The sequence below is a fragment of the Mesobacillus maritimus genome, assembly GCF_019749255.1.
Lineage (GTDB): Bacteria > Bacillota > Bacilli > Bacillales > Cytobacillaceae > Mesobacillus_B > Mesobacillus_B maritimus_A.
Genome location: NZ_JACWFH010000008.1, coordinates 369903 through 396782, shown reverse-complemented (window position 1 = coordinate 396782; position 26880 = coordinate 369903). Strand labels below are relative to the sequence as shown.

Below are 26880 nucleotides of genomic sequence, written 5' to 3'. Positions count from 1 at the left end.
ACACTCGGATCCTGAGGAAGAAACCTTAATCAGCGAATTCAGATAAATAACTCCAACGTTCAATTAACTGTTCGAGTTGTTCATTTAACTCTGCTTCTTCCTTCATCAGGTTCTGACCTTTTTCAAAGTCACTGCCAATTCCAGCCATCTCTGTTTGAATTTCTTCTATTCTTGCTTCAGTTGCAGCAATTTTGTCTTCAATCTCGTCCCATTCTCGTTTTTCCATATAGGATAGTTTTTTCTTCTTGGGTTGTTTGTCCTCATTAACGACTACTTTATCTTTTTTTCCTTCGACCACTGGAGCAGCTTTTTCTGTCTGTTTTTCCAGGTAATCCGTATAATTGCCATAAAACAAGGAAATTTTTCCTTCGCCCTCTAGTACAAGCAAGGTATCCACGGCTTTATCAAGGAAATACCGGTCATGGGAAACGGTGATGACAACACCTGGGAAATCTTCGAGATAGTCCTCTAGCACTGTCAATGTCTGGGTATCAAGATCATTTGTAGGCTCATCAAGAAGAAGGACATTTGGTTCTTCCATTAGAAGCTTTAAAAGATATAAGCGACGTTTCTCTCCACCAGACAGCTTACGAATTGGCGTACCATGACTAAATGGAGGGAATAAGAATCTCTCAAGCATCTGTGCTGCTGAAATCGTTTTTCCATCAGAGGTGTGGACGATTTCAGCCGTCTCCTTTAGATACTCAATCATACGTTTATTTTCATCCAAGTCTTCGTTTTCTTGTGTATAATAAGCAATCTTTACTGTCTGCCCAGTAATGAGTTCACCAGTGTCAAGTGGGAGTCTACCTGAGAGAATATTTAGTAAGGTTGATTTTCCTGTCCCATTTCGGCCAATAATGCCTAACCGATCTTTAGGTTTAATAAGTAAGTCAAAGTTACGAAGAATGGTTCTGTCCTCAAAAGACTTTGTGGCTTCTTTTAACTCAAGGACCTGTTTACCTAACCGACTACCACTAAGGGAAATATCTAGTTTTTCAGTTGTCTTTCCTGATGCAACCTGTGTTTCAAGCTCTTCAAACCGTTGAATTCTTGCCTTTTGTTTTGTCGATCTCGCCTTTGCGCCTCTACGAATCCATTCGAGCTCATGACGAAAAAGATTCTTTTGCTTATCAAGTGTGGCTGCCTCATTTTCCTCTCTAATTGCTTTTGCTTCTAGAAAGCTTGCATAGTTCCCTTTATAACTATAAAGGGAGCCCCCATCTAACTCAAAAATGCGATTCGTCACACGATCAAGAAAGTAACGATCATGGGTCACAAGCAGCAATGATCCTGTATAACGACTTAAATATTCTTCGAGCCACTTAACCGTTTCATAGTCTAGATGGTTGGTTGGCTCATCGAGTATTAGTAAATCAGGTGCTTCAATTAATACTTGAGCAAGTGCAACTCGCTTTTTTTGTCCTCCAGAAAGCTCAGCAGTTTTTTTAGAAAAATCAGTAATACCCAGTTTCGTTAGTATTGTTTTGGCGGCAGTATTGGCATCCCATGCATCAGCACTATCCATATGTTGTTGTAGGTTCATTAGTTCATCTTGGACTTTCGGGTTTGCAGGATCATTTTCTAATCTTAACAATGTCGTTTCATATTCCTTCATTAACTTAAGAATAGGTGCTTCCCCGTAAAACACTTGCTCTAGCACAGTTAATTCAGGTTCAAGATCTGGCTGCTGTGATAAAAAGCTAGTGTGATAATCTTTCCCTGAAACGATATCCCCGCTATCTGCCTGATCGATACCTGCAACTATTTTTAATAATGAGGACTTCCCTGTTCCATTTACACCAATTAGCCCGACCCGCTCACGCTCCCCAATCGTACAATTGATATCATGGAATAAAACCTTTTCTCCATATGACTTTGTAATATTTTCAATCGAAATCATTTTCAAGCCTGACCATTCCATTCCCTGTAAAATTGTTTTAGAAAATTTTCCATAAACTCATGTCTCTGTTCCGCAATCTGACGAGCGGCATCCGTATTCATCAATTCTTTTAACTTAAGTAATTTTTCATAAAAATGATGAATGGACGAACTTTTCCCTGTTCTGTACTCCTCATTCGTCATCTGAGTACGAACATCAATCTCTGGATCATAAAGAGGCTGCCCTTTTTTTCCTCCAAAAGCAAAGGTTCTCGCGACGCCAATTGCACCTATCGCATCAAGACGATCGGCATCTTGAACGATTTTTGCTTCAATACTCTTTAAATTCGTTTCACGCCCCCCTTTAAAAGAAACAGATTCAATACAATCAACAATATGTGATACTACAGACCCTGGAAGACCAAGACTGTTTATGTACTCATTTAACTTCCTCCATCCAGCTTCTTCAGAACTATTCAACTTCTCATCAGGAATATCATGAAGCAAGGCGGCCATTTCTATCACAAAGAGATTTCCTGCATCTTCCTTCTGCTGAATTAAGAGGGCATTTTTCCAAACTCTTTCTATATGGTACCAATCATGTCCTGTTGCTTCATCTTCAAGCACCCTTCGGACAAAATCTTCTGTTTTCTTTATTGTTTCATTCATTAAAACACCTTCTTCCTACCGTGCTATTTTAACACGAATAGTACTTCAAACTATAACCTTCGTGAACTTGCAAATAAAAAAGTGCCAATCAATATGGCACCTAGATTTCTTCATTATACCAACTAATACCGATAGTGTCTTCACCAGCATGAACACCAATTACTGCGCCTAGTGGATAACAACTAAATTGAACCTCTTTATATTCAGCTTCTAATTCTACTTTCCACTGCTTAGCCGTTTCTGGATGCAATCCGTAAAGCAACCACGCTTCCTTGAACTTATTCTTCTGATATGCATTTCGGAATTGGTCGAAAATTTTCTCTTTCGCCTTCTTTTCACTCCGAGCCTTATCCCTAACTTCTAGAGCACCGTCTTCAATTGAGATAATTGGCTTAACCTTTAAAACACTGCCTAGAAAGAACTTTGCACTGGACATGCGACCACTACGGTGCAATTGTTCTAGACTCCCTATTAATACGTACGTTTCATTGCGCTCACAAATTTCTTCCAACCTACCCTTGATCTCCTCTACGGTAGCTCCCTGTTCAGCTAGTGCTATTCCTTTTTTTATCAGGGCAGTCTGCGGGTATGTTAATATTTTCGAGTCAATTGTCGTAACGGGCTTATCAAGGAGTTTGGATGCCTGCTCACTGGAGTCTATCGTCCCACTTAGCTTTTTTGAAATAAGTACAGCAATAATTTCATCATATTCCTTACTTAACTGTTCATAGAGTTCCTTAAATGCTCCTATAGCTGGCTGAGAAGTTTTTGGAGGCTCTTTTAACGTTTTTAGCTTGGCATATAACTCTTCTGCAGTTAAATCAACGCCATCCGTGTAGGCTTCACCGTCAAGTATTATCGATAACGGAATGAAGTAAATATCTGGATGATCTTTCAGTTCTTCATCTAAAATTGATGTACTATCGGTAACCCATGCTATTTTTGTCACAAGTAGCTCCCCCTTTAACACATGTAATTTCTTATAAAAACTGTGTAACTTGGAGTTGATTCATGCTCTATTCACCATGAAGAATCAACGTGTACATTAACACAGCCTATTAAAAAGATGTAGAAAGTTTTTCCCCTTTTCCCTGTTAAGAACTAATTATTGCAAGTTATTTGTCACTACTCTTACTATACTTATGTAATTGTCTTACTTTATGACGTTTTCCAGTTGTTTTAAAGTTAGAACGATGTAGTCAATCATCTCTGTTAGGTCCTCTATTTGGTCCTCTAGAACGAGCCTATTGAAATGGACGGTTGCTTCGTTGACGATTGTATCTGCTCTTTTTAGTGGGTTTATTTTTACAGCTTGTTCTATCTTTCTACCTTTACCCCAAATATCCTCCAAAACTTTCTGAATGTTTAAAAATATTTTCTCGTCATTACCGTGAGTTAAATGAAAATGAATCGTAACCATACAACCTGCTAATGTGCTTGCATGGTCCATTTCTAATAGTTCTGAAGCAAGGTTTTTTAGACCCGCTTGAAGTTTAAGTACCGCATAAGATTTGCTTTTGTCCGATTGAACGATTGAGAAAGCAAGGTTACATGTTCGTGATAAATTTGCCAAATCGACCAAGTCTTCACGATTAGTAACCATTAACTCCCCATCAAGGTCTTTGTCATAAATTGCTCCTTCGACTACTACCTTAATATTATCGAAAGCTGTTGGATCAAACATATTTCATCCCCACACTTCCCTGTTTTTAGTATCGTTATTTTACCATTTGTCTTTGACTCATCCAAAAAGTTCGATTTATCTAAAAAGTTGGGATTCTTAAATTGCTAGAAAGTACAACTGCCTTTATAATTAATCATACGGAAATGATGTAAAAGGAGGGGTATGGATTGCCAATTACAATTCCTAGGCTTTTGCCAGCGCGGGAGATACTTGAAGAAGAAAATATTTTTATTATGGATGAGGATCGGGCGAGTCAACAGGATATTCGACCATTAAATATCTTAATCTTAAATTTAATGCCTGAAAAAGAAAAAACAGAGGCACAATTTTTACGTTTACTCGGCAATACGCCACTCCAGGTTAATATCACGTTTTTAAAAACGGCTACATATGAATCTAAAAACACCAGTAGATATCACCTGGAACAATTTTACACAACCTTTGATGAAGTTAGACACAAGAGGTTTGATGGAATGATTATTACAGGGGCACCAGTAGAATTGATTCCCTTTGAAGAAGTAAGCTATTGGAACGAACTTAAAGAGATCTTTGAATGGACAAAGTCAAATGTTACGTCGACCCTGCATATTTGCTGGGGAGCTCAAGCTGCCTTGTATCACCATTACGGGATTGGTAAGCAAGAACTACCAGAGAAGTGTTCTGGTATTTTCGCCCACAGAATTTTTGATAAAACGGAAAAGATTTTGCGAGGCTTTGATGATGTATTTTTTGCACCCCATTCACGCCATACTGGTACATCAGAAGAAGCCATCTTGCATTCACCAGATTTAAAATTATTAGCTTCTTCTGAGGAAGCAGGGGCCTTTATTGTTCAATCTTTAGACCGCAAGCAGATTATGGTAACTGGCCATTTAGAATACGAAACCGACACGTTAGCATTAGAGTACTCACGTGACCTAGAACGTGGTTTAACCGTTCCTGTGCCAGCTCATTACTTTCCTGGGGATAACCCAAATCAAATGCCAATTAACTGTTGGCGTTCTCATGCGCATTTATTTTTCTCGAATTGGCTAAATTACTATGTGTACCAAGAAACACCATTTGAGTGGAAATGAAAGAACCAAAGGAGTATTCTTTTTTGAAGAATACTCCTTTTTTTATATAAAACTTTAAAACTTCGTTTATTTTCCCCCTAAAAATGAAACACTAGGATTAGAAGGGAAGTGAAGAGTTGAAAGAAGAGCAGCTAACAGGTGTATATCGTAATAATGCTGGAGACATTATTTCTTTCTTAACGTCAGAAGGAAGGGTCATTTCTTATCGTAAAGCGTTGATGGAGGCTGAGGAAGGTATGCTCACTGGATTTAATATTGCAGAAACGGATGCCAGCGACCCCTCTGTTGGTTTTGAATCCACATTTGTAAATCGACTACCTGAACTCTATTAAAAAACACCTGACATATCAGTCAGGTGTTAGGTTTATTATGCTTCATTATCTTCATTTTTCCGTTGAACTTCTCTAAGAGATTCAAGTCTATTTTCATCTTCCTCGAAATATTGAACTAAATCACCGATACGATCAATCGCATCCCAACTTAAATGGTGCTCTATCCCTTCAACATCCTGATAGATATTCTCATCTTTCACACCGATTATTTTCAATAATTGTTCAAGCAATTCATGACGGTAAACTAATCGTTTCCCCGTCTTCTGACCCTTAGCAGTCAACACTAAGCCACGATACTTTTCATACACCAGATATTGATCTTTATCTAGCTTTTGAACCATTTTAGTTACCGAGGAGGGATGGACGGACAATGCTTCAGCGATATCTGATACCCTCGCATATCCTTTATCCTCAATTAAAATATAAATCTGTTCAATATAATCTTCCATACTAGGTGTCGGCATCCCTTAACCTCCAATATTGTTCCATGACCACATAAATTTTACTATAAATGCTATAGTTAGACAAGGATTGACCCATATTTCACCCATTGTTGGCGAAGTTAAACTTTGTTTTCCCTTCTTTTTCATCCCAAGCAAGCTTAGCATTAAAAGACTTCTCTTTCCCTTTGAAGCCTTCGATTACCTCAGTAGTTCCATCCTTTAATAATTGTTTAATATGTTTTTGTGTAATGTTTTTTCCAAGGATTTTCTTCGAGATGCTGAAAGAGCATTTTGTTTTTTGATAGTTTGAACATCCGTATAGGCTTCCTTTGTCCACAACACTGCCGCCACATAATTTACAGTCCCCCAGACTGGTATTCCGTACTTTTTTTCCATTCTTTTTACCAGGTATAAAGGCATCCTTTATATCTGTCTCGAAGCTCCATGAGGCTGAAGCTTCCGTTGTTTGCATGACTAAATGGGCGACCATTTTTTCTGTCTGTTCAATAAATTGTTTTGGTGAAGCTTCACCTTGACCTATCTCTTTTAGCCTTTTTTCCCACTTTGCCGTCATTTCAGGTGAGGCTAGGACTTGTCCACCTAAGGCTTGAATGAGGATTTTCGCTTTTGCAGTGGCATAAACGAGGTTTTTTTTGATTTCAATATATCCTCTGTCTTTAAGCATCGTAATGATGCCCGCTCTCGTGGCTTCGGTCCCGAGTCCTTCGGTTTTCATTAGCACTTTCTCTAATTCTTTGTCTTCTATATGTTTCCCAGCGGTCTTCATTAAAGTGATTAATTGACCTTCTGTATAACGCTTTGGCGGCTGTGTTTTGCTTTCCTTCACTTCCGCTTTCCGGACTTCACCTGTATCTCCTTGGATAATCTTAGGTAGCTCAGGTTCTTTGTCCTTTTCTTTTTGAGGTAGAACTTTACGCCAGCCTTCTTCAAGTTGAACCTTTCCTTTTGAAATAAATTCAGCTCTTCCATCGACTTTTGTGCGAATTGTTGTGTATTCTGAAACTGATGCAGGGTAATGGGCAGCGATTAGGGTTCTGGCTAGTAGATCATAAAGCTTTTTTTCATCCGGCGTTAACCTATTTAAGTTAGGGACTTGTTCGGTGGGAATAATCGCATAGTGATCAGTTACTTTCTTTTCGTTTACATATCGATTGTTGTTCTGAATAGATTCAATGGGCAACGGGAAAAGCTCAGTATACTCCTCACTTGCCTGGAGCTTAGATAAAATTGTAGGAAACCCCTCCGCCTCTCCCGGAGTAACATACCTAGAATCAGAACGAGGATAAGATACAATCCCGCGTTGATAAAGTCCTTGGAGAACATCTAGCGTCTTCTTAGGCGAAAATTTATACCTTTTGTTTGCTTCTGCTTGGATGGCAGACAAATTATAGAAAAGCGGGGGTGAAAATTCTTTTTTCTCCGATTTTACTTCCACAGCTTGTGCTGGTTTGCCCATACAAAAACCAGCAATCTTTTCAGCTAGTTCTTTTGACTTAATCCTTGAATCGCCGTCATTCTCCCATTTTCCGTTGTATTTTTTACCATTAAGATTGAAATTAGCGATAACTTCCCAAAACGGCTCTGAAACAAATTGGTCAATTTCTTGCTCACGCTTCACGATGAGCGCAAGTGTAGGCGTCTGCACACGTCCTAAGGAAAAGACATCGGAAAATCCTTGCTGTTGCAGAAGCAATGTGTAAAGCCTTGAGGCATTCATACCCACAACCCAATCTGCACATGACCTTGTATAGGCTTCAAAGTAAAGGTTTTTTGTTTCTGATTCATTAAGGAGCCTTTGAAATCCATCAGTAATAGCTTTTGGGGTTAGAGACGAAATCCATAACCTTTTCATTGGTTTTGAACACCGTGCAAGTCGTAGTATGTTACGGATAATCAATTCCCCTTCTCGCCCAGCATCACCGGCATGAATAATTTCCGTAATTTTTGAATCAGAGGATAAATTTTTTATGATAGAAAATTGTTTTGTTTTAGATTTAACGACCTCGTACTGGAACTGCTCTGGAATAATCGGCAATGTAGATAGTGACCACTTTTTCCAAGAGGCATCATATTTTTCTGGAGCAGCTAGTTCGGTTAAATGACCAATTGCCCATGTGACGTAAGCTCCATCAGGGAAAATCTCATTTGGAAGGATCTCAATAAACCCTTCTCGTTTTCTCGTTTTAAAAACGGAGGCAAGCGTCCTGCCTTGGTCAGGCTTTTCCGCAATAATTAATTTCATAGTTCCTCCTACACAATTCTAAAATAAAGTCTCATCTTATTTTAGCCGAGCATATCTTAAAAGGTAAAGACACAAATAAAAAGAAGCAGCTTTTTCCAGACTGCCTCTGCCTTTATTCATTCCCATTCGCTTTGTTCAACAAAACCTCTTATTTATAGGGGTTAATAAGCTCCCCATTCTTCCTATACCACTGTTCTTTGGGAACTATTGTGGATACGGTTAAGATAAATGAAGGGACCGTTTCAATGTTAAATACAATGACTCCCATTTCTTTATCACATAGTAAGAACGAGTCACCATGAGAAAAACCCTTCAGTTTCGGCCAATTGATCACCGATTGGATAATGCTTTCTTTTTCTTTCTCTTCTATTTCAAGATGTTGAGAAAATCTTAAGATCCATTCACGTCCGTCAATTGAGAATCGGTACATCCCCTCACCCTTTTCTCTTTTAAATAAAAGTATGAGAGAATCATAATTTTTATTCTAATTCCTTGGTAACAATTTGTCCAAAGATCTGTGAACTTTATGGTAATTCTTGAATTGTCATCTTGACTGGCGGGGGCCCATCATGTATATTAAAAGCATCATTTATCAGAATATATTATTATTTTAAAACAAGTTATATCTCTGCTAAATGAAAATTTTTACTTTGACACATCATTTGTGTCTCGAAAAGGCTTAGGAGGAAAAAGTAACATGCAAAACGGTAAAGTAAAATGGTTCAATAATGAAAAGGGTTTCGGTTTTATCGAAGTTGAAGGCGGAGACGATGTATTTGTACATTTCACTGCTATTCAGGGAGAAGGCTATAAGTCTCTAGAAGAAGGCCAAGAAGTTTCTTTTGAAATCGTTGAAGGAAACCGCGGACCTCAAGCTGCAAACGTCGTGAAATTATAATAGATGATCATTAAGCGATTGAACTGAGGCTGGCCTAGTGCCAGCCTTTTTTAGATTATCAGCAAGAAAAAAATTTAGATTGTAGACAATCCTGTTCGGTGCCTTCTTTTCCATGCTTCTATTTTCCCTCACCGTGTTAAATTCCTTTCATCCAATAACTTTTCCCCACATCCCCTTATTTTTTCACCAACGGTGCAGTTCTTAATGCAAAATTGGTGTGCATACCGCTTTCCATAGTCTTTTTTAAACTGTTGCTTTAAAAAGCAGCCACTGCAATAAGTATTGATGAGATTTTCTACTTCTGCAAGTACCTGTTTTCTAGACAAAATTTCTTCCACCTTTCTTAGAGGATTTGCATCTTACTATAAATTGATTTTCCTTCTAGGGCCTGAGTCGCCAATTTATCTGCTTCTTTGTTTAACTTCCGTTCAATTGGGATGTATCTTGGATGAATGCCCAGTTTTTTCATTTTTTCTTCAATCCGATCTAACCAACGATTAAGCGTTTCCTCATAACACGGCCATTCACCTTCAAGTTGCTTTAGGACGACCTGTGAATCCCCTTTAAAATCACATGGAAGATGGTGAACATCTAACTCCTCTAACAAATTCAATGCAAAGTAAAAGGCTGCGTACTCGGCCTCATTATTCGTGTCAAGTTCCTCAATAAGTTGATTCGCTCGCAGTCGATATTTCTTCTTCCCTTGTTGGTAATACACGATTGCCCCTAATCCTGCTTGATTGCTTTCCCTTTCAAACCCACCATCAAAAAAGACCGTTAGATTATGAGGTTCCTCTTCAATTTCACTTAAAAGCTTCTTCATTTCTTTGATTGACCAGGATGTACCAATCTCATCAGCGAAAGAAATATCAATGGCCTTTCCAGAACTTTCGAGGGCTTCTCCAGTAGATAAAGCATGGTCCCCCTCTAGCCAGTCAGAAGTAAAGGATACCGGTTCTTTTCCTTTTAGTTTATACTTCCATTCTAATTTATATTTCACTTTATTCGCCTCTCATTTCAGAAATATGCTATGTTGTTTTATACTGGTTTTATTAGCGTTATCATCTAAAATATTATGATACACTGAAATTATACAATATATGAATAGGGGAAATGATTCTTGATTGAAGTTTATATTGATGGGGCAAGTGCGGGGAATCCTGGTCCAAGTGGAGCTGGCGTCTTTATTAAAGCGAATGGAGAAGTGTTTTCGTATTCTATTCCTTTAGGGAGCATGTCGAACCATGAGGCCGAATACCACTCTTTTATTAAAGCATTGGAAATCTGTCATGAAAAGGGGTTTAAAACGGTATCATTTCGAACCGATTCGGAGCTTGTCAATAGGGCCGTAGAAAAGGAGTTTGTTAAGAATCAAACCTATAAACCATTGCTTGAGAAGGCATTAAGTCTATCAAGTCAGTTTGACCTCTTCTTTATGAAATGGATTCCCTCCTCGATGAATAAAAGTGCTGATGAGCTTGCACGGAAAGCAATACGCAGCAACAAACCCGAGGGAGGAACACAATGAAATCTTCTTCTCTTGCTGATTTTTCTTTATTATTTGTTGCTTTGATTTGGGGTGCCACATTTGTTGTCGTCCAAAATGCGATTTCATTTTTGGAGCCCTTAACCTTTAACGCGGTACGATTCACAATCGCAGCCATACTTTTAGCTGTGTGGTTATTGTTATTTGAACGCAAACAATTAAAAACCTTCAACATTAAAATGCTCGGAGCAGGACTCGTACTTGGTTTTTGGCTTTTCATTGGTTATGGCTTTCAGACATTAGGTTTGGCGTACACCACCTCCTCTAAGGCGGCCTTTATTACAGGACTTAGTGTTGTGATGGTCCCATTGTTTACGATCTTGCTCTTACGTAAGCGCCTTTCTTTACACGCTTATATTGGCGTAGTTACGGCTACACTCGGACTTTATCTATTAACCATGACCGATGTATCGGGATTAAATCTTGGTGATGGGTTGGTATTTATCTGTGCAATTGGCTTTGCCCTTCAAATCCTTTTAACAGGTAAATACACGAATCAGTATCCGACTTTATTTTTGACCGTTATCCAAATTTCAACCGTAGCAGTTTTATCTACTATTTCATCTCTTTTGTTTGAGAATTGGAAGCAAGCACTTGAACCATCGATTTTATTCACTACCGAGGTTACATTGGCTTTAGTTATTACTGCCGTTTTCGCAACAGCGATTGCTTACCTTATCCAGACAAACTTTCAAAAATACACCACTCCTACCAGAGTTGCACTCATTTTTGCTATGGAGCCTGTATTTGCAGCGATCACAGGCTATATTTGGGCAGGGGATCGTCTTTCTTTAAGTGCCATGGTAGGTTGTTTACTTATTTTTGCAGGGATGATTTTCGCTGAAATCCCTGCTAATAAAGGGATTAAACTAAGGACCAAAACTGATGTCCGGGCAAAAAAAGGAGCTGATTCAGAGGTGTAACAACCTCTAAATTAGCTCCTTTTTCAGGTTATGACATAGGGAGGATCTGCTTATCCTGTACAAAAGCAATTGCTTCACTACGGTCTTTGATCCCATTTGCCGTAAAGCTTTCCAGCAATGAAATATAAAAACTTCCATCAAACTCTTTTTGTATTTTTAATGTCAACTCTATCGCTGTCTTGATTAATACGTCTGATGCTTCAGTATATTGTTTTCCAAAATAAATGAAGCCAATTGCATCTTCGCCAAAATGAAAGCCCTTGCTTCTTAAAATGAGCAAGTATTCCTCTAATGTACTCATTTACCGGCCAACCCTCTCTGGTGAATCTCCATTTCCTAAATAGATATTACCAGATAATTCGACATACTTCTATGATTTTTTCGAAAATTGATATCCAAGTATTCCTAATGCGATTCCAACAGCTGCACCTGCAATTACTTCCCCAGGCTTATGCCCAAGGACTTCTTTCAGGGGCTCAGGGGTTTTCTCTTCATACTTGACTGTCTCATGGTCATGAATTTTATCAATCAATTCATCAAGGTCATTTACCTTTAATGTTAGTTCACCTGTCTGCCTTCTAATTCCTTGTGCATCATACATAACAATCATTCCAAACACCACTGAAAGAGCAAAATCAATTGTTGGTACTCCTCGTTTCAAAGCAACATACGTACTTAAAGACGCTACTCCCGCAGAATGGGAACTAGGCATACCTCCAGTTGCAAAAAACAAATCCGGTTTCCATTCCTTATTCTTTAGATAATGGATTGGGATTTTTAACGCTTGTGCGATTCCGATACTTGATAATGCGATAGCTACACCCTTATTCAAATCGCTCACCTCTTTATTAATTTGAAAAAAAGCGGCTGTTTTTATTCTTTCGAAGCATAATAAGGATGAAATAAACTGAAATAGCCCTTTTTATTGGGCATCTGTTTCAGTAAGGCTGTAATATTTCAGCCACTACTTAATCGTAAGGAGTGAAAAAGGATTGAGTAAAAAACATGGACGAGGAACGAAGGCACCAGGTGTAAATCCTCAGGGATATGGTCAAGACGCTGAATTTACGGAGAGTCCCAAGACAAAACTTGAAAACGCTGCAAAAAAGAGTAATACGAAGTAAACAAACAGCTTTTGTATCCTTTCAACGAAGGCCCTCTAGTCGCAGTGTGTTCGCGCTAGACAATTTTCAAAGTGATACGTTTCCATGATAATCCTTAAATAACAAAAAAACGGCCGAGGTATTTCGGCCGTTTCTTCTAAGCAAGTTCCTTTTCATTAGGTATAAATTTATGCAAACCTTTAAATTCCACTTCCTGAAATTTGTTTAGCACTTTTTCACGATTTATTTGAAGTGATGCTGTTTCTAGAGAACAACTCACCTCAACATCGCATTTAATTTCAGCGAGTTGGCGACTAAGATGGAGCATTTCCAAATCTTGCTCAATTTTCGCTTTTTGGGATTTCGTTAATGAATCAAGGTTTTCTAAGATCCCCTCAACGTTCTCAAATTGCTGTAATAGCTTTATCGCTGTTTTCTCCCCAATCCCTTTAACGCCTGGATAGTTATCACTAGGGTCTCCCATCAATGCCTTTAAGTCAATCATCTGTTCTGGCCAGATCCCCTTTTCATTATATAGGGTATCACGATTATGAACTTGATAATTTCCATACCCTTTTTGTAATAAAATAACAGAAGTCCGATCATTAATGAGTTGGAGGATATCTTTATCGCCAGTTAAAATAGAGACTTGAACGTCCTCATCAGAGGTTCGCGCAATCGTTCCAATACAATCATCAGCTTCATAGCCAGGAACGCCAATATTAGGAATATCAAAAGCTTCTACAACTTCCTTAACGAGTTCAAACTGAGGAATTAATTCAACCGGTGCTTCCCCACGGTTCGCTTTATACTCTGGGAACATCTCTGTTCTAAATGTTTTGCTTCCCATATCCCAACAAACTGCTACATGACTAGGGTTGAATTTTCCAACTGCTGTCATCATATGCTTTACAAAACCCTGGACGCCATTCGTCGGGACTCCTTTAGTATTAATCATAAATTGCCCTGTTACTGCAGTTGCATAAAAGGCACGAAATAATAAGGCCATACCATCTACTAACATTAAGTTTGAATTTTTCAAATTATACTTCCTCCTTATTCTTCTTCAAGCAATTCTATCCTTGAGATTTCAGGTGGACTTTACGAAAGACAACCTATCCATTATAACATGCTTAGGAGAATTTTGAGGAAAAGAGAATAAATTGTTTCCTAGAAACATAAGGAAGCCCGAGTAATTATAATGTTCCGGCACCTATAGTGAGTTTACCCTTTTCTTTTTTCCATCAGCCTTTTAACCTGTGGTTTGGGCTCCCAACAATTAAACTTATATGTGGTTTTCGTTTCATACCCAAGTCGACGACAAAAATATTTCATCCCATCATCCGTTCGAACTGCTTGGAAGTTGACACAGGAAGCACAGACATGAAAACGTTCTACCATGCTATTCCCCCCATAGGCCAAGTATATCCCATAACCACTCATTTAGTGGTTTGGTTAGATTTGTTCCTTTTGCCAATGCACTTATTTCCGATGAATAGTCACAGATTAATTGTTCGATTAAGCTATGAGCGATTTTTCTATCTTCCGCTACAATCAGTTCGTCTTTCCTCTTAGCGTTTATTAATTTCAAATAAACCCTTTGTTCAGAAACAGACCCAATCATCTTTATATTCTCTTCAGTTGGTATAAGTTGCCTAGAGACCGTACTGGAATGAGTTAGACCTTTAACGATCATTAACGACCTAAGACAATAAAGAAGATGTTTTTGCTCTTGGTTTGTAAATTTATTTATGTCAGTGTCTTTAAAAATACGCTTAGCAAGGTTTAAATAATGCATCCCCAAAGAATAAGAAGAATACCCGGTTTCTACGATATGCTGCAATTTCCTCTGAAATTCAGATTTATTTTTATAAACGTTTGGAGAAAAGGACCACTCAAACAAATTAGGATTTGATTTCCGTTGTAAGTGAAAAGCTTTCTGAATATCCCAACCTTGAGCATCATACGGGGATTTAACCGTAATGACCTGAAGGGGCAGATCAAGTGAGAAATACTTACGTGTGTCTCGGTGTTTATAGATGAAACGGATATCCTGATCCGAACTTACCGAGTCATATCCCCATGCTCGACTTCCCACTTCACATGCAAACAAAATTTCAATCTCGTATTCTGTTTCAATCTGCTCTAGCCAATCTTCCATTCGTTCACGTCCTTAAGATAGAGACTTTACCTTATTATAAGTATTTTTTAGTTCTTCTATTGGAAAATCGGTTGAAAGGGTCGACTTGACGCCTGTGTAATATTCTTCTGTCTGTTCCTGCCATTCATTTCGTATGTGTTCAAGATGCTTTTCTAAAGCATTGAGATAATGTTCCCTCAAGAATTTGCCTTGAACTTGCAAATATTCATCTGCTGGCAGCTGTAGAAGCCTTTCTATCTCTTCACTCATGGCTCTTTTTTCGTCTTTTTCAAAGAATGCTTTTGGATTTTTAAACATACCAAGTGCTTTCCTGAAAATCTTCTTATCTAGTTCTTTGAAAGCAATGTTAAAATCAACTTTTTCATAGTTCGTTATTTCCAATTTTGAAATAGCTAAATCAGCAGACATTTTTTGTAGCTCATCACTCAAACGATTCTGAAATTCCTCTAACAGTTTTGTGATGAAGGATTCAACCCTTAACGTTGTAGCCCGCATTTCTTGAAGAAAATCAAACCCTATTGTTTCGATTAATTCATTAAGAGCGGATTGTAAAGCTTGTTTTAAGTCACGTCCATCATCTTTAATCACCGAAGGATTAAACGATTCTCGGAAGAAATCACTAAACCTTAAGAAGACTCTTTGTTTAATATAATAAACCAGTTCATCTGATTCTTGAATGAGTTGTTTTTGTAAAAAGTCAGTATCTTTCCCTTTGATATGCTGAAGGACTGTTTTCCTTTCTTCCTCAAGCGCTGCAAGTTTTTCCTCTTTTGCCTCCTGACCTTCTTCTGCAGATTGAAGAAGTTTGCCAAGAGTCTGCAGGGATAATTGCCACTTTGCTTCCGCAGAATCCATTGCCATTTTCATTAAATCATCAGAAATAAACGAATAGAAGGATTGTTCAAATTGGTCAAATCTTGAATTTCCTCCCTTATTTTCAGTTTTTTCCTTCAAAGCTTGTAGACTTGACACAGGGTGTAGGTGTGGATTCTTTATCCCATATTGCACAAGTTGACCTGTAACATATTCTAGAACGTCTTCCAATTCTTTTTCTGAATTGGCCAAATCAATAGCATTAACAATAAAAAACATTTTATCAAGCTCAAACGTATCCTTCACCCTACCGAGTTGAATAAGAAATTCTCTGTCTGCTCTAGAGAAGGCGTGATTATAGTAAGTAACAAACAGAATTGCATCAGAATTTTTAATATAATCAAAGGCAACACCTGTATGTCTAGCATTGATCGAGTCAGCCCCTGGTGTATCTACAAGGCTAATCCCTTCCCTAGTTAACTCACAATCATAATAAACTTCTATCCATTCAACAAAACACGACTTTTCTTCATCGGCTACGTAACCTCGGAATGAATCCAAATCAGTTGAGAAAACATTGCCCATCCTATTTTCAAATAGGTAATACCCTGTTGAGAAGGCTCGTAAAAAGGAATGATGAAGTTTTTCTGCAGCCCCCGTTGTGGCTTGACTCAGTTGAATGGAATCAATACGATCAATCGCCTGGGGAAAATCAGCACTTTCAAGATTAAACAGTTTTAAGGAGCGGTTTATTTCCTCAAGCAATTGTTTATTGTCTTTAACCTTCACTAGAACAGTCCCATGTGGGTGCTCATCATCAATTGGTTTAATTTTGTTAATCGCAGCGGTGGTTGGATTTGGCGACACAGGAAGCAGATTTTCTCCAATCAAGGCATTAGCAAACGAAGATTTCCCAGCACTAAATGCACCAAATAACGCAACAGTGAACTGCTGATTTTCAAGGCGCTGAGATTTATCGATGAGCTCTTTTCGAATCCTTTTTAATCCAGGTAAGCTTTCGACTTCATCTGCTGTCACTCGTAATTTTTCGACCAGCTTGTTTACCTCGGCATGGTAGTTTTCCAGATTCTCTTTACTAACACTTTCACCATTAGGCTCTTCTTTCTTACTGGCTTTCCCTTCGGAAGGCTTCTTGAGTATGTTATTTCCAGAATTCAGTACAACCTCTTCATCAATCTCTGAAATAAACAGAGAAGCAGCTTCTTCCAAATGTGGAAGGGATTGTACGTCTCCAAATAACACCTCAAAGACGGCCTTTTTCCTAATAGAAAGTGATTCTTGTATTTCCAGCAACTCCTCATAGGAGTCAACCAACTGCCGAAGTTTTACTTCCTGCTTACTTGCTTCTGCCATTTCCTTTTCGGATAATGATCTAACAGCATCTAGGTATGACTCTCTAAAGATTCTAAGTTGCTCACGTGCTTGTTTCTTTACCGCTTCTGCAACATCATTGGTATAATTTAGGACGTAATCCCCTGATACAACTGCTCCCGTTTTAATTGTTTGTTGAAGCAGTTCCTTGGGGAAATTCACTTTAAAGGATTGAGCCATTCCCCGAAGACCATCATTTTCAATCCCTTGTTCCTTCAAATTAGTAAGAAGGAATTCCTTCAAGTGCCAATCCAATTGAGCTTGGACTTTCTCTGCTAAATCTAAATAAAATAGTTCGAGCCTATCTGCTCGTTCTTGAAGGGTCTTCTGTTTTGCAAAGAATAAACCTACTTTAAAATCAGGTTGCATGGACGTAAGGTAAGATTCTGCGAGTTCACGCGTTTTAAACGGCATTAAATAGGCATTCTTTAAGATATCTTCCATTCCATTAGTAAAGTTCGAAAGTACTTTGTTTTCCTGACTCTTTAGCTCATTTATTTTTGATTTTATTTTTTGATGTTCTTCCGTTAACTGAGCCCAATTCGCTTCTGGGACCTCTTGTAAACGGTCCGTTCGGACTAATATCTGATCCTCAGCCTTTTCTGTCAAAAGCTTCACATGATCTTCTGAGACCTTAACAAGTGATTTATATACAGACTCAGGAAGCATTTCTTCACGTTTTTGGATTCGTCCTTGAAGAAACTGCTGAAGTTCATTAAATTGGTTATGCTTCAGGCCCGGTTTTTTGAGCGATGTAAAGTAAATTCCTTTCGGGTGGACTCCCCATGCAGCAAATGAGTCAACTACACTCTTCTTAAAATCTTCGAACCGTAGTTCCTCTTCGCGATGCTTATCAATCATGTTTACAACGAGGTATAGCTCTTTCCCTGCCTCAGTTAATTGCTTTGTAAACAGAAAGTTCAACTCGGATTGGACATGATTATAGTCCATCACATACAAGACTAGATCCGCTAGGTGGAGAGCAGACTCGGTTGCGATTCGATGAGCATCATCTGCGGAATCAATTCCTGGTGTATCCATGACGACCACATCATTTAATAAGCCTGAGCCTTTATGACTAATCTCTAAAGATTCAATTTGGTCTCCATCCTTACAGTAATTTTTTACTGTGTCATAATCATATGGGGCAGGATATAGTCTTGGTTTTCCTTCTTTAAAGTAAACACGTGCGTATTCTTCACCAGATTTAACTTTTACCAAATTGGCACTAGTAGGAATCGGACTAGAAGGAAGGATGTCTTCTCCAATTAAAGAGTTGATCATGCTTGATTTTCCAGCAGAGAAATGACCGCAAAAGGCAATTGCAAACTCTCTTTCCAATGTCTTTCTTCCTAGCTCCTTTGATTTTGCCGATGCCTCGAGATCTTCATGCTGAGTGAACAAATGGTGAAGCTTCATTATTTTTCCTAGAAGCTGTTTATCTTTTTGAGCAACTAATAGACCCATAAATTAAACCCCTTGTGACGAATTTGTGAACACCTTCATTTTATATGATTTTTCACTTTATTCCCAGAATAAAGTGAAACTTCTTATAATAAAAGCTGACTGTATGTGGATGTTGATTCCCGCCCGTGGTACGAAATGTTCGCGGGGATTATGGAATGCCTAGACTGCTTTAGATCACGATATCCAAATTCTGAATGAAAAATTTGACAAAATAAAAAACCCGGTTCCCCGAGTTTCAAAAGTAAGAATAAAATTAATGCGCTTTCACAACGTTGTCTAATACATATTTCATAACGACAGAGTACACAGCTACAGTCGAAACCACAAACAATGTTGTCATTGTTTTCCACCATCCTTGTAGATGATACTTAATTGAGAATAATTTTCATCTTCAATTGAAATTTTATCATGTTTCAGATTAATCTTCAATAATCTGTTTTGAATTGTCACACTTCTTTAACAAATTCCTTACGTGTCATGACCGAGTTGGCGTTTTCTTCAACAACGGGAGGAATCGTCGATTTCCTTCAAGCTCAATCTCATAACTAGTCCACTCCGTTAGCGCTCTTTCTTCAGCACGTATTCGCACAGTTAGAATCATCATATTTAATACTGTAAATAGTGCCGCAGTGGTATATGCACTAAATAACAACGGAATCAGGATAATTTCTAAGGTTACAATGACATAATTCGGATGTTTGATAAATTGGTATGGTCCCTTTTTCACGACTTCAGCGCCCGGAAGCACAATAATCTTTGTATTCCAATATGGCCCTAGAGACCGCAGAGCCCATACTCTTATTGCCTGTGTGAAAAGGAATCCGATGAGCAATACCCCCCACAAAGAAGATAGCTCCCGATGAAAATACAATACTTCAAAACTCAATGTCAGGATGAAAGCTGAATGAAGCAAGACCATGATTGGGTAATGACCCGATCCAAATTCAACCGCTCCTCTCGCTTTCATCCAGCGTTCGTTTCTTCTAGCGATGATTAACTCTGTTAACCGTTGAGCAATAATAAAACCCACAAACACATAAAAGTCCATCCTACTCCCACCTCATTAGCAACATTTCTGAACTAAATCCTGGTCCTAACGCTACAGCAAGACCTAAATCTCCTAATGTGGCATGCTTCATGAATCTGTTTAAGACATATAGAATCGTCGCAGAGGACATATTTCCATATTCCTTAAGAACTTGTAAGGGAATTTCCGTCATGCCTTTAGACAAACCTAATGCCTTTTCGTAGGCATCTAACACTTTCTTCCCACCCGGATGAGCAATGAAATGGGATACATCCTTAATAGTCACATTCTGTTCTTGTAAAAAGGACTGAACATTAGGCTCTAACCAATTCTCAACGATTGTAGGAATATCCCTTGAAAAAACCACATGGAGTCCTTCATTTTTCATCTCCCACCCCATGACATCCAGAGATTCCTTCATCAATGTTGACTTTGTACCGATTATTTTAGGTAAAGCTTGTAGCTTTTGGTAAGCATGAAAGTGGGACTCTTCTCCACAAACAACTACCGCTGCAACACCATCAGCAAAAAGAGAAGTACCCACAAGGTTGCTCTTTGATCGATCATTTCTTTGAAAAGTTAGGCTACACAATTCTACCGAGAGAACAAGGACTTTTGACTTAGGGAAGGCTAGGCAATACTCATAGGCCCTTGATAGCCCAGAGGCTCCTCCAGCACAGCCCAATCCCCAAATTGGAATACGTTTTGTATGTGCGGAAAAAGGAAGGAGGTTCATAATCCGTGCTTCCAAGCTCGGAGTTGAGATTCCAGTACTCGTTATCGTAAAAATGGCATCAATTTCTTCATAAGGGATATTTTTGTTAAGATATGTAGGTGTTGATAAACATTTCTTAATTGCCTCAACTCCTAAAGCAACTGAAGATTCAAGGTAAGCTTCATTTTTATCCTGGAGAGAAGAGTCTTTCTTAAACCAGTCTAATTCTTTGGCGAAATGACGCTTCTCAATTTGACCGTTCAAAAAAACCGGTAATAGCCTTTTAATATCTTGAAAAGACTCTGAAAATAACTCCTCTGCAAATTCCATCACCTGATCTTGTGAAATAGAAAACGGCGGTATAGCTTCAGAAACAGATAGTATCGTTGGCATCCTATAACTCTCCTCATGTCTAATAAGGTTACTTTTTCCATTTTTTGAGAGAGTATACACAGGCTAGGCCCAAAATAAAAAAGGCCTCCCCAAGAATTGGGAAAGCCTAACGTTTTGAAGGAGTTGCTGTGCTCTTTTATTATATCTGAGTCTAACCCTGATTACAGTAGATAAACTTTTCCAATTTCAATCCAAGCATTAAAATCCATGAATGGTCATTCCACCATCAACAAATAGTGTTTGGCCAGTCACGTAGCTTCCTGCATCAGAGCTCAAAAACACCACTGGACCAACAAGCTCCGGTAGTTCCCCAACACGCTTCAACGGTGTTACAGCTAAAATGTCCCCCACATAGTCTTCATCTGCTAGTAATTTCTCTGTAAGGGGGGTTTTAAAATACCATGGACCCACTGAATTTACATTGATCCCGTATTTTCCCCACTCCATCGCCAGGACTTTCGTCATCTGAATCATCGCTGCTTTTGTAGATGCATAAACAACGCCAGTTCTTAAGGCAACGTGACCAGCTACTGAAGAAATGTTAATGATTCTACCCCCTGTAGCCTGTTCTTTCATGATTTCACCTATTTCCTGCGACAACATAAATGCCGACTTTAGGTTTGTATCCATAATCGTTTGCCACTCTTCGTCGGTTACTTCTAGCGCCTTTGAACGAATATTCATTCCAGCATTATTAATAAGAATATCGATATTTTTCCACTCGCTATGTACCTGTGCAACAGCCTTTTGGACTTCATCTCTTTTTGTTACATCTGCCTGGAGAATCAGCGTACGTCGCCCTAATTCATGGATGGTAAACGCCGTCTCTTCCAAATCCTCACGGGTACGAGCGATTAAAGCGATATCTGCTCCCGCCTCAGCAAGTCCAATTGCAAGCGCTCGCCCAATTCCTCTCCCAGCTCCAGTGACGACGGCGATTTTTTCATCCAGTCGAAATGAAGGTAAAAACATATAGATCACCCCAATAGATAAATTTTTCTTTATTCTATCATGTTTTAGAATGCAACAAACAAATGAGCACCGATTAAATCGGTGCTCACGCTAATCGTTCTGTTCAGATTGGTTTTGAACTTCAATCCAAATTTCCTTTAATTCAGCCGTGCCACAACACGTACAATTGTTTGACTGGTTGTATAAACGCCGGCAACGGTCACAATAATATTTACGCATTTAGATACACATCCCTGACATCATCCATTTACTATTAGTGTATTAAACAAGTCAGAAATGGTCCTTAAAATGACTAAAAAATTATGATGCTTTTTGCTCGTTCAAAACGGTACTTGCCTTCTTCTTATATGGGATTACATTAAATAGTATGTTTAACATAATGGCTGTGATACTTCCTGCCACAATCCCGTTACTTGTTAAGATTTGAAGACTACTAGGAAATTCAGAGAATAAATTGGGTACGGTTGTTACCCCCATGCCCATTCCCACCGAACAAGCGATAATCAATAAATTTTCTTGTGCTGAAAAATCTACTTTCCCAAGCATTTTAATTCCATAAGCCATAACCATTCCAAACATCGCTACCATTGCTCCCCCCAGAACTGCTGCAGGAATAACAGTGGTTAATGCACCGATTTTCGGCATGAGACCTAATACGATTAATAACCCCGCCGCTGTATAAATGACGTTTTTGGTTTTAATACCTGACAACTGGATAAGACCGACGTTTTGCGAAAAAGTTGTGTAAGGAAATGAGTTAAACAACCCACCAAGTATAATCGCTATCCCTTCTGCACGATAGCCTTGTTCCATATCTTTCCCAGAAAGCTTTTGTTTGTAGATATCACCTAGCGCTAAGTAAACGCCAGTTGCTTCAACCAACCCAACTAATGAAACTAAAATCATCGTTAAAATAGGCGTTACCTCAAAAGTTGGCATTCCAAAGTATAATGGGGCGGGCATATGGAACCATGATGCTTCCGCTACCGATGAAAAATCAGTTTTCCCCATAAAAGAAGCCACTATCGTACCCGCTACTAAACCTAGTAAAATCGCAATTGAACGGATAAATCCAGCAGAAAATCGAAACAGTAGAATGATAAAAGCTAAGGTACCAAATGCTAGAGCAATATTTGATAATGAGCCAAAGTCTGCACTTCCCTCGCCACCGGCCATATTGTTCATCGCTACCGGAATCAAGGTAATCCCAATGATGGTAACAACGGAACCCGTTACAACTGGTGGAAAGAAACGAATTAATTTCCCAAAGGACTTGGATATGAGAACAACGAATAATCCTGAAACTAAGATTGCCCCATAAATAGCAGAGATTCCATACTCCGCCCCGATTGTAATCATTGGACCTACGGCCGTAAAAGTACATCCAAGAACAACTGGTAGCCCAATCCCAAAATATCTATTTTTCCAAACCTGAAGCAATGTGGCAATTCCACACATTAAAATATCAATCGAAACTAAATAGGTTAGCTGTTCACCAGTAAGTCCGATTGCTCCTCCGACAATAAGGGGTACAACAACCGCACCTGCATACATAGCTAAAACATGTTGAATCCCAAGGGAAGCGATTTTCAAGGGGGTGTTTGTCATTTTAGTACTTCCTTTCTATTATCGATTAAAAACTCAACCTGTTTATTTTTTAATGACTTAATCCGGGCAAGAGATTCTACCTTGAACCCCATTTCCCTAAGTCGGTCTCCTCCATCTTGAAAGGATTTCTCGATAACGATGCCGATACCAGCGACGGTTGCACCAGCTTGCTTGGTTAAATCAATCAGTCCAAGCGCCGCCTGACCGTTCGCAAGAAAATCATCCAGAATCAGAACTTGGTCACTCTTTTGTAAAAAAGAACCCGAAACCGAAACCTCGTTATATTCATTCTTCGTAAATGAATATACTTTGGTACTTAAAAGGTTATCTGTCAAAGTTAGCGATTTTCTTTTTCGAGCAAATATGACAGGCACATTCATATATAAACCTGCCATCACTGCAGGGGCTATTCCTGATGATTCAAGGGTAAGAATTTTCGTAACAGGTGTCTGACTAAATCTTTCCGCAAACTCTTTACCAATTTCCTTCATAAGTTTTGGATCTACTTGATGATTTAAAAAAGAATCTACTTTTAAAACATGATCCGATAATACTTTACCCTCTGTAAGAATCTTCTTCTGTAGTAATTCCATGATATCCCCCTATTAATAATAAAAATAAAAAATGCCTGGAGGTCATTGCTCACTCATTTAATGAATGTAGCAATGACCCCCAGGCATCTAGCACAAAGGTAAGTAGAGACTCCCAATATAGAAGTACTCCTCATTACTCACTCATAGTCAGACTGTTTACGGTAGTCTGGTAGAAACTTGCAGGCCATATCCCTGCGATTATATGAGAGAAAAATTAATTTATAAGTAATTATACCATTAATCCTGTTTATTTCAACAAGAAAGACGAATGATTTTAAAAGAGAATTATTAAAAGTTCGGAATAATAACCGAACCTTCTTTCAATAACCTGTCAATGCGTCAAATCACAGTTTGAATACCCTAGATAAATGTTCATATTTTCACACTTTAGCGTTCACATATCTTTCACAATTCCACCATTATTAATGTGACAAAAATCACCGTCATTTCAATTTTTTACTATTATCATAGTGAATATATAACGAATGAACAATTTGTGAACTGCCAGAAACAGTCTGGAAATATGCGAATTGTTTTGTATGATGAAAATGTAATCATTCTAATTTTAAAACAAAAATTAAAAAAATCACCTGAAAGGAGTGGTCATTGTGGCTCAGCCAGGACTCGAAAAAAAAACGAGTACGAAGGTAGAAGATCAATCCTCTTTAAAAGGAACACTAGCTTCTGTTTTCTTGTTGGGGTTCTTCTTAATTATTACATGGGTAGGAGTATTTTTATTATTTGTAAATCGTTTCTAAGAGAAAAAGGGGAGAAAAAACATGCATATCCACAAGTTTGAGAAAATTTGGCTTATCTTTGGAGTCACGACACTACTCGTTTTCTTATCTGTCATTGGTGTAAGTGCCTTTTACCTTGGAAATCAGCCACCTAGTTGCCTAGCTACGATTAATCCAGAAAAAGTCGATACAACCGCCCCCTTCGATAAGCCTGGTTTAAATAAGGTTGAAGGCAAAGAGTGGGATTATGAACTAGTTTACGTTGCATCTGCTTTTAACTATACGCCTGGTGAGGTGGAAGTTCCACTAGGAGCAAAGGTTAAAGTCCTCGCGACAACAAAGGATGTTGTCCATGGCTTCAATGTCGCTGGAACAAACATCAATATGATGCTTGAACCAGGGTATATCTCTGAGTATGTCACAACTTTTGACAAAGCTGGGGAATACTTGATTGTTTGTAACGAATACTGTGGTGCAGGACACCATATGATGTCTTCTATGATTAAGGTGGTGGAATAATGAATTCTTTCGTTGAAAAGATAAAAAAGGTTGATTCTCGCGATGCTAAACTAGGAATGGCACATTTTTATGTCGCATTCATTGGTCTTTTCATTGGTGGGATGGCTGGGTTACTACAAACACTTGTTAGATCAGGACAGTTTACTCTACCGGCTGGGATTGGTTATTACCAGCTCCTAACCTTACACGGCGTTGTGTTAGCTCTTGTTATGACCACTTATTTTATTATGGGATTCCAACTTGTATCCGTAAGCCGTACAGCTGGGACACTAACGAATAAACAGAGAAACACTGGTTGGGTAGGTTTCTGGTTGATGACAATCGGAACCGTCATGGCAGCTGTCATGATTCTATTAAATGAAGCATCTGTCTTATATACCTTTTATGCTCCACTTCAAGCTCATGCCCTTTTCTATGTCGGGTTAACCCTTGTCATTGTTGGGAGCTGGGTTAGTGGATCGGCGATTATTATGGCTTACGTGGCTTGGAGAAGGAAAAATCCTGGGCAACCAAGTCCATTGCTCACGTTTATGTCTCTTGTAAACACACTTATGTGGATTGTTGCAACAATTGGGGTAGCTACAACAGTATTGTTCCAGCTATTACCTTGGTCTTTAGGACTTGTTGAACGCGTCGATGTTGCGATTAGTAGAACCTTGTTCTGGTATTTCGGCCATCCACTTGTTTACTTCTGGTTATTGCCTGCCTATATGGCGTGGTATGTCATTGTACCGAAAATAATAGGTGGAAAGATCTTCTCAGACTCGCTTGCACGTTTATCGTTTATCTTATTCCTACTGTTTTCAATTCCGGTAGGATTCCATCACCAATTAATGGAGCCTGGAATTGATCCTGCTTGGAAGTTTCTACAAGTAGTACTTACGTTCATGGTTATCATTCCATCATTGATGACAGCATTTTCTTTATTCGCCACCTTTGAAACCTTTGGTCGTTCAAAAGGTGCAACCGGCTTGTTCGGCTGGCTTAAAAAGCTTCCATGGGGTGACGCTCGCTTCCTTATACCATTTATTGGTATGCTAAGCTTCATTCCAGGTGGAGCAGGTGGAATTATTAATGCTTCGAATCAGATGAACCAAGTTATCCATAACACCATTTGGGTAACTGGACACTTCCATTTAACTGTGGCTACTGCCGTTATTTTAACGTTTTTCGGAATTAGTTATTGGCTCATCCCGCATTTAACGGGACGCACATTGACGAAAGCAATGAATAAGCTTGCAATCCTTCAAGGTGTTTTATGGGCGATTGGAATGACTTTTATGTCCGGTGCAATGCATTTCGCTGGTCTTCTCGGAGCGCCTCGTCGTTCTGCTTACTCTGAGTACGGTGGAGCTGCACAAGCTGCGGAGTGGGTTCCCTACCAAATTGCACAAGCAGTTGGAGGTTCTATTCTTTTCATCGCTATTATTCTTGTACTATACATCTTTATTAATTTAGCGTTCTTTGCTCCTAAAGGAGAAGAAGAATTCCCAGTTGGAGAGGCAGCTAACACTACAGAAAAGGCACCAATGATTCTTGAAAATTGGAAGTTATGGCTTGGGCTTGTTGTATTATTAATCGCATTTGCGTATACGATTCCATTCATAGACTTGATTGAAAATGCTCCTATTGGATCTAAAGGATATAAACTGTGGTAGGATGTTA

The 26880-nt window shown here is 38.8% G+C and carries 29 protein-coding genes and 1 riboswitch; of the genes, 9 read left to right on the top strand and 20 right to left on the bottom strand.

Going from position 1 to position 26880, the window contains the following annotated elements; all coding sequences use genetic code 11:
- Positions 1-25: 25 nt before the first annotated feature.
- The 4 genes from H0185_RS07410 to H0185_RS07395 form a co-directional block, all read right to left on the bottom strand.
- A complete protein-coding gene (locus tag H0185_RS07410; protein WP_221872643.1) occupies positions 26-1909 on the bottom strand; it encodes an ABC-F family ATP-binding cassette domain-containing protein in 1884 nt (627 codons plus the stop codon).
- Positions 1906-2550 (bottom strand): HD domain-containing protein, encoded by a 645-nt coding sequence (locus H0185_RS07405; protein WP_221872641.1) that lies wholly within the window; start codon positions 2548-2550, stop codon positions 1906-1908. The genes H0185_RS07410 and H0185_RS07405 overlap by 4 nt, the downstream gene beginning before the upstream one ends.
- Positions 2551-2650: 100 nt before the next feature.
- Entirely contained in the window at positions 2651-3499 is an 849-nt protein-coding gene (locus H0185_RS07400) for a DegV family protein (RefSeq protein ID WP_221872640.1), read from the bottom strand.
- 204 nt (positions 3500-3703) lie between these two features.
- Complete coding sequence (locus H0185_RS07395) at positions 3704-4234, bottom strand: PNPOx family protein (protein WP_221872638.1); 531 nt, start codon at positions 4232-4234, stop codon at positions 3704-3706.
- 167 nt (positions 4235-4401) lie between these two features.
- On the opposite strand from H0185_RS07395, the gene metA reads away from it, so the two are divergent.
- Together metA and H0185_RS07385 are read left to right on the top strand one after the other, a co-directional pair.
- The gene (metA, locus tag H0185_RS07390; protein ID WP_221872636.1) at positions 4402-5310 is read left to right on the top strand and encodes a homoserine O-acetyltransferase MetA; all 909 of its coding nucleotides are present in this window, start codon (positions 4402-4404) and stop codon (positions 5308-5310) included.
- 116 nt (positions 5311-5426) lie between these two features.
- The gene (locus H0185_RS07385) at positions 5427-5642 is read left to right on the top strand and encodes a DUF3892 domain-containing protein (RefSeq protein WP_221872634.1); all 216 of its coding nucleotides are present in this window, start codon (positions 5427-5429) and stop codon (positions 5640-5642) included.
- Between the two features lie 35 nt (positions 5643-5677).
- On the opposite strand, the gene mntR is transcribed toward H0185_RS07385, so the two are convergent.
- From mntR to H0185_RS07370, 3 genes are all read right to left on the bottom strand, one after another.
- Entirely contained in the window at positions 5678-6106 is a 429-nt protein-coding gene (gene mntR / locus H0185_RS07380) for a transcriptional regulator MntR (RefSeq protein WP_221872633.1), read from the bottom strand.
- Between the two features lie 79 nt (positions 6107-6185).
- Entirely contained in the window at positions 6186-8348 is a 2163-nt protein-coding gene (locus tag H0185_RS07375) for a DNA topoisomerase III (RefSeq protein ID WP_221872631.1), read from the bottom strand.
- Positions 8349-8496: 148 nt separating this feature from the next.
- Positions 8497-8778: a hypothetical protein gene (locus H0185_RS07370; RefSeq protein WP_221872629.1), complete on the bottom strand. Its 282-nt coding sequence runs from the start codon at positions 8776-8778 to the stop codon at positions 8497-8499.
- Positions 8779-9045: 267 nt separating this feature from the next.
- On the opposite strand from H0185_RS07370, the gene cspD reads away from it, so the two are divergent.
- The gene (cspD, locus tag H0185_RS07365) at positions 9046-9246 is read left to right on the top strand and encodes a cold-shock protein CspD (RefSeq protein ID WP_046524220.1); all 201 of its coding nucleotides are present in this window, start codon (positions 9046-9048) and stop codon (positions 9244-9246) included.
- Between the two features lie 128 nt (positions 9247-9374).
- Here the strand turns inward: cspD and H0185_RS07360 are convergent, their stop codons facing one another.
- Complete coding sequence (locus H0185_RS07360; RefSeq protein ID WP_221872627.1) at positions 9375-9572, bottom strand: zinc-finger domain-containing protein; 198 nt, start codon at positions 9570-9572, stop codon at positions 9375-9377.
- A gap of 17 nt (positions 9573-9589) precedes the next feature.
- On the bottom strand, positions 9590-10246 hold the full coding sequence (locus H0185_RS07355; protein ID WP_221872625.1) for a ribonuclease H family protein: 657 nt from the start codon (positions 10244-10246) through the stop codon (positions 9590-9592).
- Positions 10247-10366: 120 nt separating this feature from the next.
- On the opposite strand from H0185_RS07355, the gene H0185_RS07350 reads away from it, so the two are divergent.
- Both H0185_RS07350 and H0185_RS07345 read left to right on the top strand, forming a co-directional pair.
- Entirely contained in the window at positions 10367-10774 is a 408-nt protein-coding gene (locus H0185_RS07350; protein WP_221872624.1) for a reverse transcriptase-like protein, read from the top strand.
- Positions 10771-11715: a DMT family transporter gene (locus H0185_RS07345; protein ID WP_221872622.1), complete on the top strand. Its 945-nt coding sequence runs from the start codon at positions 10771-10773 to the stop codon at positions 11713-11715. The genes H0185_RS07350 and H0185_RS07345 overlap by 4 nt, the downstream gene beginning before the upstream one ends.
- 28 nt (positions 11716-11743) lie before the next feature.
- Here H0185_RS07345 and H0185_RS07340 read toward each other — a convergent pair whose 3' ends face one another.
- On the bottom strand, positions 11744-12016 hold the full coding sequence (locus H0185_RS07340; RefSeq protein ID WP_221872620.1) for a DUF6123 family protein: 273 nt from the start codon (positions 12014-12016) through the stop codon (positions 11744-11746).
- A gap of 69 nt (positions 12017-12085) precedes the next feature.
- Positions 12086-12547, bottom strand: a complete 462-nt coding sequence (locus H0185_RS07335) for a divergent PAP2 family protein (RefSeq protein ID WP_221872618.1) — start codon at positions 12545-12547, stop codon at positions 12086-12088.
- Between the two features lie 160 nt (positions 12548-12707).
- Between H0185_RS07335 and sspL the strand changes: the two genes are divergently transcribed.
- On the top strand, positions 12708-12839 hold the full coding sequence (sspL, locus tag H0185_RS07330; RefSeq protein WP_221872616.1) for a small, acid-soluble spore protein L: 132 nt from the start codon (positions 12708-12710) through the stop codon (positions 12837-12839).
- Between the two features lie 136 nt (positions 12840-12975).
- On the opposite strand, the gene H0185_RS07325 is transcribed toward sspL, so the two are convergent.
- From H0185_RS07325 to H0185_RS07285, 9 genes are all read right to left on the bottom strand, one after another.
- Positions 12976-13842 (bottom strand): 5'-3' exonuclease, encoded by an 867-nt coding sequence (locus H0185_RS07325; protein ID WP_221873073.1) that lies wholly within the window; start codon positions 13840-13842, stop codon positions 12976-12978.
- A gap of 200 nt (positions 13843-14042) precedes the next feature.
- On the bottom strand, positions 14043-14219 hold the full coding sequence (locus H0185_RS07320; protein ID WP_221872614.1) for a hypothetical protein: 177 nt from the start codon (positions 14217-14219) through the stop codon (positions 14043-14045).
- Between the two features lies 1 nt (position 14220).
- On the bottom strand, positions 14221-14979 hold the full coding sequence (locus H0185_RS07315; protein ID WP_221872613.1) for a nucleotidyltransferase domain-containing protein: 759 nt from the start codon (positions 14977-14979) through the stop codon (positions 14221-14223).
- A 12-nt stretch (positions 14980-14991) separates the two neighbouring features.
- Positions 14992-18651 (bottom strand): dynamin family protein, encoded by a 3660-nt coding sequence (locus H0185_RS07310; protein WP_221872611.1) that lies wholly within the window; start codon positions 18649-18651, stop codon positions 14992-14994.
- A 475-nt stretch (positions 18652-19126) separates the two neighbouring features.
- Positions 19127-19699: an isoprenylcysteine carboxyl methyltransferase family protein gene (locus H0185_RS07305; protein WP_221872609.1), complete on the bottom strand. Its 573-nt coding sequence runs from the start codon at positions 19697-19699 to the stop codon at positions 19127-19129.
- Between the two features lies 1 nt (position 19700).
- Positions 19701-20786, bottom strand: coding sequence for a type III polyketide synthase (locus tag H0185_RS07300; protein ID WP_221872607.1), 1086 nt, complete (start codon positions 20784-20786; stop codon positions 19701-19703).
- A gap of 198 nt (positions 20787-20984) precedes the next feature.
- On the bottom strand, positions 20985-21758 hold the full coding sequence (locus tag H0185_RS07295) for an SDR family NAD(P)-dependent oxidoreductase (protein WP_221872606.1): 774 nt from the start codon (positions 21756-21758) through the stop codon (positions 20985-20987).
- Between the two features lie 300 nt (positions 21759-22058).
- Positions 22059-23366, bottom strand: a complete 1308-nt coding sequence (locus tag H0185_RS07290; protein ID WP_221872604.1) for a nucleobase:cation symporter-2 family protein — start codon at positions 23364-23366, stop codon at positions 22059-22061.
- Positions 23363-23959, bottom strand: a complete 597-nt coding sequence (locus H0185_RS07285; RefSeq protein ID WP_221872602.1) for a xanthine phosphoribosyltransferase — start codon at positions 23957-23959, stop codon at positions 23363-23365. The genes H0185_RS07290 and H0185_RS07285 overlap by 4 nt, the downstream gene beginning before the upstream one ends.
- 124 nt (positions 23960-24083) lie before the next feature.
- A riboswitch (purine riboswitch) is annotated at positions 24084-24185 on the bottom strand.
- A 382-nt stretch (positions 24186-24567) separates the two neighbouring features.
- Here H0185_RS07285 and H0185_RS07280 point away from each other — a divergent pair.
- Genes H0185_RS07280 through H0185_RS07270 form a run of 3 tightly spaced genes read left to right on the top strand, consistent with a single transcriptional unit; the run spans position 24568 to position 26873 of the window.
- Complete coding sequence (locus tag H0185_RS07280) at positions 24568-24717, top strand: cytochrome c oxidase subunit 2A (RefSeq protein ID WP_221872600.1); 150 nt, start codon at positions 24568-24570, stop codon at positions 24715-24717.
- A 21-nt stretch (positions 24718-24738) separates the two neighbouring features.
- On the top strand, positions 24739-25215 hold the full coding sequence (locus H0185_RS07275; RefSeq protein ID WP_221872598.1) for a cytochrome c oxidase subunit II: 477 nt from the start codon (positions 24739-24741) through the stop codon (positions 25213-25215).
- A complete protein-coding gene (locus tag H0185_RS07270) occupies positions 25215-26873 on the top strand; it encodes a b(o/a)3-type cytochrome-c oxidase subunit 1 (protein WP_221872596.1) in 1659 nt (552 codons plus the stop codon). Before H0185_RS07275 ends, H0185_RS07270 begins: the two co-directional genes overlap by 1 nt.
- Positions 26874-26880 lie beyond the last annotated feature (7 nt).

Coding starts and splice junctions, on each gene's coding strand:
- H0185_RS07295 (WP_221872606.1), bottom strand. CDS start 21,758: ATGTTTTTACCTTCATTTCGACTGGATGAAAAAATCGCCGTCGTCACT.
- H0185_RS07345 (WP_221872622.1), top strand. CDS start 10,771: ATGAAATCTTCTTCTCTTGCTGATTTTTCTTTATTATTTGTTGCTTTG.
- H0185_RS07370 (WP_221872629.1), bottom strand. CDS start 8,778: ATGTACCGATTCTCAATTGACGGACGTGAATGGATCTTAAGATTTTCT.
- H0185_RS07310 (WP_221872611.1), bottom strand. CDS start 18,651: ATGGGTCTATTAGTTGCTCAAAAAGATAAACAGCTTCTAGGAAAAATA.
- H0185_RS07305 (WP_221872609.1), bottom strand. CDS start 19,699: ATGGACTTTTATGTGTTTGTGGGTTTTATTATTGCTCAACGGTTAACA.
- mntR (WP_221872633.1), bottom strand. CDS start 6,106: ATGCCGACACCTAGTATGGAAGATTATATTGAACAGATTTATATTTTA.
- H0185_RS07275 (WP_221872598.1), top strand. CDS start 24,739: ATGCATATCCACAAGTTTGAGAAAATTTGGCTTATCTTTGGAGTCACG.
- H0185_RS07405 (WP_221872641.1), bottom strand. CDS start 2,550: ATGAATGAAACAATAAAGAAAACAGAAGATTTTGTCCGAAGGGTGCTT.
- H0185_RS07395 (WP_221872638.1), bottom strand. CDS start 4,234: ATGTTTGATCCAACAGCTTTCGATAATATTAAGGTAGTAGTCGAAGGA.
- H0185_RS07325 (WP_221873073.1), bottom strand. CDS start 13,842: ATGTTAGTAGATGGTATGGCCTTATTATTTCGTGCCTTTTATGCAACT.
- H0185_RS07285 (WP_221872602.1), bottom strand. CDS start 23,959: ATGGAATTACTACAGAAGAAGATTCTTACAGAGGGTAAAGTATTATCG.
- H0185_RS07320 (WP_221872614.1), bottom strand. CDS start 14,219: ATGGTAGAACGTTTTCATGTCTGTGCTTCCTGTGTCAACTTCCAAGCA.
- H0185_RS07300 (WP_221872607.1), bottom strand. CDS start 20,786: ATGCCAACGATACTATCTGTTTCTGAAGCTATACCGCCGTTTTCTATT.
- H0185_RS07340 (WP_221872620.1), bottom strand. CDS start 12,016: ATGAGTACATTAGAGGAATACTTGCTCATTTTAAGAAGCAAGGGCTTT.
- H0185_RS07375 (WP_221872631.1), bottom strand. CDS start 8,348: ATGAAATTAATTATTGCGGAAAAGCCTGACCAAGGCAGGACGCTTGCC.
- cspD (WP_046524220.1), top strand. CDS start 9,046: ATGCAAAACGGTAAAGTAAAATGGTTCAATAATGAAAAGGGTTTCGGT.
- H0185_RS07270 (WP_221872596.1), top strand. CDS start 25,215: ATGAATTCTTTCGTTGAAAAGATAAAAAAGGTTGATTCTCGCGATGCT.
- H0185_RS07315 (WP_221872613.1), bottom strand. CDS start 14,979: ATGGAAGATTGGCTAGAGCAGATTGAAACAGAATACGAGATTGAAATT.
- H0185_RS07290 (WP_221872604.1), bottom strand. CDS start 23,366: ATGACAAACACCCCCTTGAAAATCGCTTCCCTTGGGATTCAACATGTT.